At 69.4% G+C, this 10,753-nt stretch carries 9 protein-coding genes; 5 read left to right on the forward strand and 4 right to left on the reverse strand.

Annotated elements, in window-relative coordinates; translation table 11 throughout:
* Positions 1–133 precede the first annotated feature (133 nt).
* The 3 genes from ACWGIU_RS17220 to dusB form a co-directional block, all read right to left on the reverse strand.
* On the reverse strand, positions 134–1,132 hold the full coding sequence (locus tag ACWGIU_RS17220; protein WP_453706643.1) for a helix-turn-helix domain-containing protein: 999 nt from the start codon (positions 1,130–1,132) through the stop codon (positions 134–136).
* Between the two features lie 384 nt (positions 1,133–1,516).
* Positions 1,517–4,225, reverse strand: a complete 2,709-nt coding sequence (ppdK, locus tag ACWGIU_RS17225; RefSeq protein WP_453706645.1) for a pyruvate, phosphate dikinase — start codon at positions 4,223–4,225, stop codon at positions 1,517–1,519.
* A 364-nt stretch (positions 4,226–4,589) separates the two neighbouring features.
* Positions 4,590–5,750, reverse strand: a complete 1,161-nt coding sequence (gene dusB, locus ACWGIU_RS17230; protein WP_453706647.1) for a tRNA dihydrouridine synthase DusB — start codon at positions 5,748–5,750, stop codon at positions 4,590–4,592.
* A gap of 33 nt (positions 5,751–5,783) precedes the next feature.
* Here dusB and ACWGIU_RS17235 point away from each other — a divergent pair, with 33 nt between their 5' ends.
* Positions 5,784–7,232, forward strand: a complete 1,449-nt coding sequence (locus tag ACWGIU_RS17235; protein ID WP_453706649.1) for an MFS transporter — start codon at positions 5,784–5,786, stop codon at positions 7,230–7,232.
* Between the two features lie 71 nt (positions 7,233–7,303).
* On the opposite strand, the gene ACWGIU_RS17240 is transcribed toward ACWGIU_RS17235, so the two are convergent.
* On the reverse strand, positions 7,304–7,759 hold the full coding sequence (locus tag ACWGIU_RS17240; RefSeq protein ID WP_453706651.1) for a MarR family winged helix-turn-helix transcriptional regulator: 456 nt from the start codon (positions 7,757–7,759) through the stop codon (positions 7,304–7,306).
* Positions 7,760–7,851: 92 nt separating this feature from the next.
* Between ACWGIU_RS17240 and ACWGIU_RS17245 the strand changes: the two genes are divergently transcribed.
* From ACWGIU_RS17245 to ACWGIU_RS17260, 4 genes are all read left to right on the forward strand, one after another.
* Complete coding sequence (locus tag ACWGIU_RS17245; protein ID WP_453706653.1) at positions 7,852–8,196, forward strand: DoxX family protein; 345 nt, start codon at positions 7,852–7,854, stop codon at positions 8,194–8,196.
* Positions 8,197–8,250: 54 nt separating this feature from the next.
* The gene (locus tag ACWGIU_RS17250) at positions 8,251–9,336 is read left to right on the forward strand and encodes an aldo/keto reductase (protein ID WP_453706655.1); all 1,086 of its coding nucleotides are present in this window, start codon (positions 8,251–8,253) and stop codon (positions 9,334–9,336) included.
* 21 nt (positions 9,337–9,357) lie between these two features.
* Entirely contained in the window at positions 9,358–9,951 is a 594-nt protein-coding gene (locus ACWGIU_RS17255) for a TetR family transcriptional regulator (RefSeq protein WP_453706657.1), read from the forward strand.
* Positions 9,952–10,086: 135 nt separating this feature from the next.
* Positions 10,087–10,753, forward strand: a 667-nt coding sequence (locus tag ACWGIU_RS17260) for a VC0807 family protein (protein WP_453706659.1), incomplete at its 3' end; no start/stop codon positions are given.

The following is a 10,753-nucleotide window of genomic DNA, read 5'->3' on the forward strand; positions in this document are numbered from 1 at the left end:
ACCTTCCAGCCTCGCCGGCGTTTGAGGCGCGGGGGTCCGGGGGCAGCGTCCCCGCAACGGCGCCGCACCCGTACCCGCAGCCGCACACGAGACCGCGCCCCGCCGGCTACGACGCCGTCGGGGCGCGGCCCCGTCACGAGGCCACGGCCCCGCCCTTGAGCAGCGCGGCCCCCAGCGGGGTCACGGTGTGCAGCACCGCGTTCCCCCGTCGCAGCGTGGTCACCAGCCCCGCCTCCCGCATCACGCAGGCGTGCTGGCTCGCGGAGGCCAGCGAGACCCCGGCCCGGCGGGCCAGCTCGCTGGTGGTCGCTCCGTCCCCTATGGCCCGCAGCACGACCGAGCGGGTGTGCCCGACCAGCTTGCCCAGGGTGCGCTGGCGCTGCTCCTCCACGGGCCGGGCCGCCTCGCCGCCCGTGGGCGCCGAAGCCAGCTGCGCGGCGGCCGGGTAGACCAGCACCGGTGGCAGCTCCGGATCGTGCAGGGTCACCGCGGTGCGCCGGCAGAAGAAGGACGGCTGGAGCAGCAGCCCGCGCCCCCGCAGCCGTACGTCACGGTCCACGGGGTAATCGCATTCCAGCACCGGAGCCCGCCAGCGCAGCATGGGCGGCAGCGACGCCAGCAGTTCGTCGGCGCCGCCGTCCAGCAGGGCCCGGCCGCGCGCGGCGCGCTCGGCCTCGATCTGGGCCTGGATATGCGTCCAGTACGGCTCCACGGCGGCCCGGTGGTACGCGCGGAGCTCGCCCATGAGCCGCGGCAGCTGCTTGTCACCGCCGTCCATGAACTCCCGTAACCGCGGCGTCATAGGCGCACCGGCGCCCAGCAGCTGCAGCTCGCGCCGCATGCGCTCGGGACGGATCCCGCGCAGCGCGTCGAGGCCCACGTCCCACCCGTACTGCCCCTCCACAGGGGTCAGGAAATCCGGGAAATAACCACGACTCGGTATGAGCATACCGAGCGTGCGTGTTTCACTATTCAACCTGCTCCGGGTTTCCGTACGCCATTCACCGAACAACCGGGCATCACGCCGGTCTCTTAAGCGGTGAAAGCTCAGAATCGTTTCCCACAACGCATCGGGACGCCCTGCCATCCGTACGCGTGCCAGGTCCACTCCAGTGAAATGGATACGCAGCACCGAACCCCCACCTGTGCAACCGCAATCCCCCCGCCTCATGAGTATGCACGCCGTCACACGTTGTCACCACGCCCTTTCGGCCACAGTTGAAACCCCTTTCGGCGGGGGCGTGACAACCGAAATCCTGTACTCCGCCGGGCACACTCCGGTGCGACCGAAACGCTCCGCGAAGGCCGTGGGGGGCTTTGCGGGGCCTGGCGGTCGGTCGCACCGGGAAGCGCCGACGTGCCCGGCAGAATGACAGCGGCGGTGGACGGGTGGGGATCCGTCCACCGCCTGCTGGCGTAAAGATTCGTTGAACAATAAAAATAGGCGCGCCCGCCCCCGGGCAGTCAGGGAACCCGGGGACAGGCGCGGTCTATGGGGCCCATGGCGGGCCAGGGGTCAGCGGCTGTCGCTGCCCTTCGCCTCGGCGGCCGCACGGCCGGCCTCCAGGCGCGCCACCGGGATCCGGAAGGGCGAGCAGGAGACGTAGTCGAGGCCGACCTCGTGGAAGAAGTGGACCGACTCGGGGTCGCCGCCGTGCTCGCCGCAGACGCCGAGCTTGAGGTCGGGGCGGGTGGCCCGGCCCTGCTCGACCGCGTAGCGCACGAGGGAGCCGACGCCGTCCTTGTCGATGGTCTCGAAGGGCGAGACCCCGAAGATGCCCTTCTCCAGGTAGGCGGTGAAGAAGCTGGCCTCGACGTCGTCTCGGGAGAAGCCCCACACCGTCTGGGTCAGGTCGTTCGTGCCGAAGGAGAAGAACTGCGCGGCCTCGGCGATCTGGGCGGCCGTCAGGGCGGCGCGCGGCAGCTCGATCATCGTGCCGATGGTCAGCTTGAGGTTGGTGCCGGTGGCGGCCTCGACCTCGGCGATGACCTGGTCGGCCTCGTCGCGGACGATCTCCAGCTCCTGGACGGTGCCGACGAGCGGGACCATGATCTCGGCGCGCGGGTCGCCCTTGGCGTTCTTGCGCTCGGCGGCTGCCTCGGCGATCGCCCGGACCTGCATCTTGAACAGGCCGGGGATGACCAGACCGAGGCGGACACCGCGCAGACCCAGCATCGGGTTCTGCTCGTGCAGCTTGTGCACGGCCTGGAGCAGGCGCAGGTCGTTCTCGTTGGCGTCCTTGCGGGACTCGGCGAGGGCGACGCGGACCGACAGCTCGGTGATGTCGGGCAGGAACTCGTGCAGCGGCGGGTCCAGGAGGCGGACGGTGACGGGCAGGCCGTCCATCGCCTCGAAGAGCTCGACGAAGTCCTTCTTCTGCAACGGCAGGAGGGCACTGAGTGCCTCCTCGCGCTCGCCGTCGGTGTCCGCGAGGATCAGTCGCTCCACGAGTTCACGGCGCTCGCCGAGGAACATGTGCTCGGTGCGGCACAGGCCGATGCCCTGGGCGCCGAAGCGGCGGGCACGCAGCGCGTCCTCGGCGTTGTCGGCGTTGGCGCGCACGCGCAGGCGGCGGACACGGTCCGCGTACGCCATGATCCGGTGCACGGCGGCGACGAGCTCGTCGGCGTCGTCGGCGCCGGCGTGCATGCGGCCCTCGAAGTACTCGACGACCGGGGACGGTACGACGGGTACCTCACCGAGGTAGACCTTGCCGGTGGAGCCGTCGATGGAGACGACGTCGCCCTCTTCGATGACCGTCTCGCCGACCGTCATGCGGCGGCGCTTGGTGTCGACGTCGAGCTCCTCGGCGCCGCAGACACAGGTCTTGCCCATGCCGCGGGCGACGACGGCGGCGTGCGAGGTCTTGCCGCCGCGCGAGGTCAGGATGCCCTCGGAGGCGATCATGCCGTCCAGGTCGTCCGGGTTGGTCTCGCGGCGGATCAGGATGACCTTCTCGCCGGAGCGGGACCACTTGACGGCCGTGTACGAGTCGAAGACGGCCTTGCCGACCGCCGCGCCCGGGGAGGCGGCGATGCCGCGGCCGAGCAGGGTGGTCTTGGCGCCCTCGTCGAAGCGCGGGAACATCAGCTGCGCCAGCTGGTGGCCGCTGACCCGCTGGAGGGCCTCGGCCTCGTCGATCAGGCCCTGGTCCACGAGCTGGGTGGCGATGCGGAAGGCCGCGCCCGCGGTGCGCTTGCCGACGCGGGTCTGGAGCATCCACAGCTGGCCGCGCTCGATGGTGAACTCGATGTCGCAGAGATCCTTGTAGTGGTTCTCCAGCGTCGTCATGATCGTCATGAGCTGGTCGTACGAGGCCTTGTCGATGGCCTCCAGGTCCGCGAGCGGCACGGTGTTGCGGATACCCGCGACGACGTCCTCGCCCTGGGCGTTCTGCAGGTAGTCGCCGTAGACGCCCGCGTGGCCGCTGGCGGGGTCTCGGGTGAAGGCGACGCCGGTGCCGGAGTCGGGGCCGAGGTTGCCGAAGACCATGGAGCAGATGTTGACCGCGGTGCCCAGGTCGCTCGGGATGCGCTCCTGGCGGCGGTAGAGCTTGGCGCGGTCGGTGTTCCACGAGTTGAAGACGGCCTCGACGGCGAGGTCGAGCTGCTCGCGGGCGTCCTGCGGGAAGTCGCGGCCGGCCTGCTTGGCGACGATCTTCTTGAAGCGGGTGACGAGCTTCTTCAGGTCGGCGGCGTCGAGGTCGGTGTCGACGGTGACCTTCTTGGCGGCCTTGGCCTCGTCGAGGGCTTCCTCGAAGAGCTCGCCGTCCACGCCCAGCACGGTCTTGCCGAACATCTGGATGAGGCGGCGGTACGAGTCCCACGCGAAGCGGTCGTTACCGGCCTGGGAGGCGAGGCCCTTCACGGAGTCGTCGGAAAGACCGATGTTCAGGACCGTGTCCATCATGCCGGGCATCGAGAACTTCGCACCGGAGCGCACGGAGACCAGCAGCGGGTCGTCCGACTGTCCGAGCTTCTTGCCCATCTTCGCCTCGAGGGCCGCAAGGTGGGCGCTGACCTCTTCGCGCAGCTCGGCCGGGGCCGTGCCGCTGTCGAGGTAGACCTTGCAGGCCTCGGTGGTGATGGTGAAGCCGGGAGGGACCGGCAGACCCAGGTTGGTCATCTCGGCGAGGTTGGCTCCCTTGCCGCCGAGAAGGTCCTTGAGGTCGCGGTTGCCCTCGGTGAAGTCGTAGACGAACTTCTGATCTTTGTTTTCCGACACGGGTCTCGACTCCTCGAGGCTCGGTGGCTGCCCTGACGGCCAGGAACATACCCAGATCGAAGGCTTCTGGGTACGTCCACTTGGTCGTCATATGGCTGTAACCACTCGTGCGCCAGCAGATCGAAAGTAACTCATGGGTAATCAGAAAGCCCGAAGAGCCTTCACATCCCGAAGGCCGAGGGGGCTTCTGAGGCCTGATCACGCTCGGATGAGCGATCATCGATACATTTGCGTTCACATGTTGAACGCACAAAGAGTGGCACCCAGTGCCACCCTTTGAAAGTCTTACCCGTGACTTCTGTGCTCATCTGAGCGAAACCTTTCCCATGCGTGGCGTATATCACGCACCACGGAGGGCGATTTGTCAGCCTCCGGAGGTGTCCAGTTCAGCGTCCTCGCTCACACCCGCGCAGTCGTACGGGTCCTTCAGCCAGCCGTCCGGCAGGACAACTCGGTTGTTTCCGGACGTCCGACCGCGAGGCCCGTCCGCACTCTCCGGCCATGCTTGATCCAGATCTAGCTCGCTCAGATGAGCGTCCAGCTCGGCCAGGGAGGAGGTGATCGCGAGCTTCTTGCGCATCTCGGAGCCCACCGAGAAGCCCTTGAGGTACCAGGCCACATGCTTACGGAAGTCGATCACCCCGCGCGCCTCGTCGCCGATCCACTCCCCCAGCAGCTGGGCGTGGCGGTGCATGGTGGCGGCCACCTCGCGCAGGGTGGGCTTGTGGAAGTCCTCGGGGCGCCCCTCGAAGGCCGCCACCAGGTCGTTGAACAGCCACGGCCGCCCCAGGCAGCCACGGCCCACGACCACGCCGTCGCAGCCGGTCTCTCGGACCATGCGCAGCGCGTCCTCGGCGCACCAGATGTCGCCGTTGCCGAGAACGGGGATCTCCGGCACGTGCTCCTTGAGCCGCGCGATGGCGTCCCAGTCGGCGGTGCCGCCGTAGTGCTGGGCGGTGGTCCGGCCGTGCAGGGCTATGGCGGTGACACCCTCCTCGACGGCGATCCGGCCTGCGTCGAGGTAGGTGAGGTGGTCGTCGTCGATGCCCTTGCGCATCTTCATGGTGACCGGCAGGTCACCGGCGCCGGCGACGGCCTCGCGCAGGATCGCGCGCAGCAGGTTGCGCTTGTACGGGAGGGCCGAGCCGCCGCCCTTGCGGGTCACCTTGGGGACAGGGCAGCCGAAGTTGAGGTCGATGTGGTCGGCGCGGTCCTCTTCGACGATCATGCGGACCGCCTTGCCGACCGTGCCCGGGTCCACCCCGTACAGCTGAATCGAGCGCGGCTTCTCGGTCTCGTCGAAGTGGATCAGCTGCATGGTCTTCTCGTTGCGCTCGACCAGGGCGCGGGTCGTGATCATCTCGCTCACGAACAGCCCCTTGCCGCCCGAGAACTCCCGGCAGAGGGTACGGAACGGGGCATTGGTGATGCCGGCCATGGGTGCGAGCACCACCGGGGGCTGCACGGTGTGCGGGCCGATCGCGAGCGGCGGAGGGAGCGTGGTCATCCGCCCATTGTCCCGCATGCCGAGGGGGTAGGGGGGACGTAGCATCGGCGCATGATCGAGCCGAGTCCCCGGCAGCGCATGCTCGTCCTCGCGATCTGCTGCATGAGCCTGCTGATCGTCAGCCTCGACAACACCGTGCTCAACGTCGCTCTGCCCTCGATGCGCCGCGACCTGGACGCCTCGGTCGCGGGGCTGCAGTGGAGCATCGACGCCTACACGCTCGTGCTGGCCTCGCTGCTGATGCTCGCGGGCTCGACGGCCGACCGGATCGGGCGCCGCAAGGTGTTCGTGGCCGGACTGGTGGCCTTCACCGGCGGCTCGCTGCTCTGCTCGCTGGCCCCCAGCCTCAACTGGCTCATCGTCTTCCGGATGGTCCAGGCGGTCGGCGGCGCGATGCTCAACCCGGTGGCGATGTCGATCATCACCAACACCTTCACCGATCCCGCCGAGCGGGCCCGGGCCATCGGCGTGTGGGGTGCGGTCGGGGGCATCTCGATGGCGGCGGGCCCCCTGATCGGCGGGGTGCTGGTGGACTCCGTGGGCTGGCGCTCGATCTTCCTGATCAACCTGCCGATCGGTCTGGCGGCGTTCGCGCTGACCCTGCGGCACATCCCGGAATCCCGGGCGGCCCGGCCACGCCGCCCGGATCCGCTGGGCCAGGTGCTGGTCATCGCCCTGCTGGGCAGTCTGACGTACGGGATCATCGAGGCGCCGGCCGCCGGCTGGCGCTCGCCGCTGATCCTGGGGTGCGCGGTGGTGGCCGTCGCCTCGTTCCTGGGGCTGCTGATCCACGAGCCCCGGTGCAAGGAGCCGCTGATCGATCTCCGGTTCTTCCGGAGCGCGCCCTTCAGCGGGTCGACCGTGATCGCGATCAGCGCCTTCGCCGGGCTGGCCGGATTCCTCTTCCTGAACACGCTGTACCTCCAGGACGTACGGGGGCTCAGCGCCCTGCACGCCGGGCTCTACATGCTGCCGATGGCCGGCCTGACCGTCGTGTTCGCGCCGCTGGCCGGGCGGCTGGTGGGCAGTCGCGGACCGCGGATCTGCCTGCTGATCGCGGGCGTGGCGATGGCGTCGAGCGGGCTGCTGTTCGCCCTGTTCGAGGCTGAGACGTCCAACCCGCTGCTGTTCGCCGGGTACATGCTGTTCGGGCTCGGTTTCGGCATGGTGAACGCGCCGATCACCAATACGGCCGTGTCCGGGATGCCCCGCTCCCAGGCCGGGGTCGCGGCCGCCATCGCCTCCACCAGCCGGCAGACCGGCGGCACCCTGGGTGTGGCGGTGATCGGCTCGGTGCTGGCGGCCGGGCTGGCGAACGGCTCCGACTTCTCGGCGGCGGCCCAGCCGGCCTGGTGGATCATCACGATCTGCGGGCTGCTCGTCCTGATCGTGGGTGCGGCGACGAGCGGCGCGTGGGCCCGGGCGACGGCGGAACGGACCGCCCGCACCCTGGAGGAGCCGGTCGGCGCCGCCGCGACGACGGGTTCGCCGCGCGGCTGAGGGCTGTCCCGTGAGGCCCGCGGATCGGGAGGGACGTCGACGGCAGGTGCTGGGGAGATCCGTCCGGGCGGCTACTCGCCGCAGGTGAAGTCCTCGGCCGAGGTGTTGACCCGGTCGAGGAGGCCGCGCAGGAGGTCGCACTCGGCGGCCGACAGGCCCGCGAAGATGCCGCTCTCGACCTCGTCGAGAGCGGTGTTCGTCTTGTGCAGGGCCGCCTCACCGGCGTCGGTGATGGCCACGTTGTGACGGCGGCGGTCGGCCGGGTCCCGGCGGCGTTCGGCCAGGCCCTCGCCCTCCAGGTCGTTCAGGATCCCGACGAGCACGCTCGGGTCCACCTCCAGCCGCTCGGCGAGCGCCCGCTGGCTGATGGGGCCGGCCTCCAGGTGCATCAGCGTCATCGCGTGCCGCGGGGTGAGCCCGGCCGCGCCGAGTGCTCGCTTCATCCGCGTCTGGGTGACCGATCCGTGCCAGGCCAACAGCAGGCCCAGCCGCTGGGGAGGGTGCGGTCCGTCCTGATCTGCCGTCATGGTCCACATCGTAGCAACCGGGAAATGATTGCGGCTGACAGATCATTGATGCTATTCAATGATTCTACAGCACCGATCATTGGAGACCTTTCATGTTCATCGCCTACGCCGTCGTCGGCGTCCTGCTCGCCCTCGCGCTCACCGCCTCCGCCGCCTTCGCCCTCCAGCGCAACGACCAGATCGTCGCGAGCATGCAGAAGGTCCAAGTCCCGGACGCATGGCTGCCGCGCCTGGCCGCACTCAGGGCCGCGGGCGCGATCGGCCTGGTCGCCGGCCTGTGGGTGACGCCGCTCGGCGTGGCCGCGGCGGCCGGGGTGACCCTCTACTTCATCGGCGCGGTCATCGCCCACCTCCGGGTCAAGGACTACGAGCTGGCACCGGCGGCCGTCCTGTGTCTGGTCGCGGCGACCGCTCTGGCGTTGCGGATCCTCGCTTGACACTGACGAGTGACAGATATTGAAATCTGTCACTCGTCATGCCATTCTCGCTGTATGACGAAGAACGAGAGCACCCCCCGCACGACCGCCCGCACGACCGCCCGCACGAGCTCCGGCCGCCGCACTCTCGGCAGCACCGGCCCCACCGTCTTCCCGTTGGGGCTGGGCTGCATGGGGATGTCCGCCCTCTACGGGGAGGCGGACCGCGCCGAATCCATCGCGACCATCCACGCCTACCTGGACGCCACCCCCGACAACACGCACACGCTGTTGGACACCGGCGACTTCTACGGCATGGGGCACAACGAACTACTGATCAACGAGGCCCTGCGCACGGCGCCCGCCGACGCCCGCGAACGGGCGCTGACCAGCGTCAAGTTCGGCGCGCTGCGTACCGTCGAGGGCGGCTTCACCGGTTACGACGGCCGGCCGGAAGCCGTCAAGAACTTCCTGGCCTACTCGCTCCAGCGGCTCGGCCGGGACCACATCGACATCTACCGGATCGCGCGCGTGGACCCGGACGTGCCGATCGAGGAGACCGTCGGGGCCATCGCCGAGGCGGTCGAGGCGGGACACGTGCGCCACATCGGCCTGTCGGAGGTCGGCGCGGACACCCTGCGAAGGGCCGCCGCCGTGGCCCCGATCTCCGACCTCCAGATCGAGTACTCACTGATCTCCCGCGGCATCGAGGCCGAGATCCTGCCGACCGCCCGCGAGCTCGGCATAGGGATCACGGCGTACGGGGTGCTGTCCCGCGGCCTGATCAGCGGTCACTTCACCCGCGACCGCACACTGGCCCCGGGCGACTTCCGCGGCATGAGCCCCCGCTTCCAGGGCGACAACCTCGACCGGAACCTCGACCTGGTGGAGGCGCTGCGCAAGGTGGCCGAGGGCAAGGGCGTGAGCGTCGCCCAGACCGCGATCGCCTGGGTGCTCGCGCAGGGGCCGCGGCACGGGGTCGACATCGTGCCGCTGGTGGGCGCCCGGCGCCGGGACCGACTCGTCGAGGCACTGGGTGCCATGGACGTCTCCCTCGACGCCGCCGACCTGGCCGCCGTCGAAGAGGCCGTCCCGGTAGGTGCCGCGGCCGGGGAGAGGTACCCGGTGGCCCAGATGGCCCACCTCGACAGTGAGCACTGAGCTGACGGTACGGTCGTACCCATGCCCCCCGCTGCTGCCGAGCCCTTGACTCCCGAGCGCATCCTCGTGACCACCGAGGAGGTGCTGCGCCGCTTCGGTCCCACGAAGGCGACCGTGGTGGACGTGGCCCGCGCCCTGGGTGTCAGCCACGGCAGCGTGTACCGGCACTTCCCGTCGAAGGCGGCGCTGCGCGAGGCCGTCACGGACCGCTGGCTCGCGAGGAGCGTGGTCATGCTGGAGGAGATCGCCTCGGCCCCCACCGGCAGCGCCCCCTCCAAGCTGGAGGCGTGGCTGGAGGCCCTCTTCGAGGCCAAGCGCCACAAGGCGGGCGACGACCCGGAACTGTTCGCCACCTACACCGTCCTGCTCGCCGAGAACAGCGGCGTGGTCGACGCGCACCTGACCGAGCTGATCGACCAACTGGGCCGGATCATCGCCGAGGGCGTCGCCGCGGGCTCCCTCGCCGCCGACGATGTGCCGGCGGCGGCCCGCGCGGTCTTCGACGCCACCGGCCGCTTCCACGACCCGCAGTACGCGGCCGACTGGCTCTCGCCGACGATCATCACCGAGTTCGAGGCCGTCATCGCCCTCGTGATCCGGGGCCTGCGCGCCTGACATCGGGCCGCCCCCACCGGAAGTAGTCGGTCCGGAGAACTTGATGATCATTTGACCGCGTTTGGATTGTCCGCGTCCCGTCAATCTTTTTGGATTCCCCTTACGCACGTCATCAGGCACGATCCAGGGGGAACCATGTCGACTCCAGCAACTCAAGACACACAGCCGGCACCTCCGAAGCGCTCGGGCGGTGCCACTGCCCTCGGCTGGATCCTGACCATCGGGCTCAACGTGGTCGCACCGATCATCACGTACAACGTGCTCACCGAGGACCACGGCGTGGGCGAGTTCTCCGTGCTGCTGATCAGCAGCGCCTGGCCGGTGCTCGACAGCGTCATCAGCCTGGCCTGGCGGCGCAAGCTCGACGAGTTCGCCGTCGTCACCCTGGTGTTCCTGGTGATCACCGCCGTCGTGTCGCTCGTCGGCGCGCACTCGGCCCGCGCCCTGCTCATCAAGGACTCGGGGGTCACCGGGCTGTTCGGACTGCTCTGCCTGGGGACGCTGCTCGCGCCGCGCCCGCTGATGTTCTACTTCGGCAGCAAGTTCGCCACCGACGGCACCCCGGAGAGCACCGCCTGGTGGAACGGCCTGTGGCAGTTCGAGGGCTTCCGCACCACGATGAACCGGATGACGCTCGTGTGGGGTGTCGCATACGTCGTCGAGGCCCTCGCCCGCATCCTTTTCGCCTACACCCTGGACACCAGGACCATGGTGACGGTAAGCCCGATCATGATCTACGGCGTGCTGGGCGCACTCGGCGTATGGACCTGCATGTACGCCAAGCGGTCCAGGGCCGCGGGCG

This window comes from Streptomyces sp. NPDC054840, assembly GCF_053611065.1.

Excerpts from the sequence above, each read along its gene's own strand:
- dusB (WP_453706647.1), bottom strand. The coding sequence starts at position 5,750 with ATGCGGGACAATGGGCGGATGACCACGCTCCCTCCGCCGCTCGCGATC.
- ACWGIU_RS17250 (WP_453706655.1), top strand. The coding sequence starts at position 8,251 with ATGACGAAGAACGAGAGCACCCCCCGCACGACCGCCCGCACGACCGCC.
- ACWGIU_RS17245 (WP_453706653.1), top strand. The coding sequence starts at position 7,852 with ATGTTCATCGCCTACGCCGTCGTCGGCGTCCTGCTCGCCCTCGCGCTC.
- ACWGIU_RS17255 (WP_453706657.1), top strand. The coding sequence starts at position 9,358 with ATGCCCCCCGCTGCTGCCGAGCCCTTGACTCCCGAGCGCATCCTCGTG.
- ACWGIU_RS17235 (WP_453706649.1), top strand. The coding sequence starts at position 5,784 with ATGATCGAGCCGAGTCCCCGGCAGCGCATGCTCGTCCTCGCGATCTGC.
- ACWGIU_RS17240 (WP_453706651.1), bottom strand. The coding sequence starts at position 7,759 with ATGACGGCAGATCAGGACGGACCGCACCCTCCCCAGCGGCTGGGCCTG.